Raw genomic sequence first — 458 nt, 5'->3', positions numbered from 1 at the left:
GAGATGTGTACCGCCACCGGCGCCCCGGGCGGGACGTACACCGCGTCAAAGGTCTGCCCGTAGCGCTCCTTCACCCACTGCGCCACCTCCTTAAAGCTGCCGCCCAGCGCCTGGCCCAGCACCGCCTGCCCGGCATTTCCGGTCAGCGCCGACGTGATGCCCCCGCCGTCGGTGGTGTTGTTCGTGTACTGGCTGGCCGTCAGCGCGTCACCCGCCGAGGTACCCAGTGCCAGCAGGCCGATGGTCGGCAGGTATGAGGACGCGTTCGATTTACGCTCCCCGCTGATGCACGGAATACCGCTGTTGTCCGAAATCCAGCCGATACTGCCGCCGTTTTCACTGCCGCTGTTGTCTGTCCGGTCTGACGGGGCCGGCAGGGTTCTGACCGTACCGTCGGTAAACACAAACGTGATGGACGTGACGCTGCCGCGAACGCACGACAGCGTCCAGTCACCGCT

At 65.7% G+C, this 458-nt stretch carries 1 pseudogene; it reads right to left on the bottom strand.

Annotation, left to right across the window (positions count from 1 at the left end):
• Window positions 1-458: pseudogene (locus BZK42_RS28065) on the bottom strand (TIGR03752 family integrating conjugative element protein); the annotation flags it as partial.

The organism is Citrobacter braakii (assembly GCF_002075345.1).
GTDB lineage: Bacteria > Pseudomonadota > Gammaproteobacteria > Enterobacterales > Enterobacteriaceae > Citrobacter > Citrobacter braakii.
The sequence above is the reverse complement of the archived record's forward strand: the minus strand, read 5'-3'. Positions and strand labels throughout refer to the sequence as shown.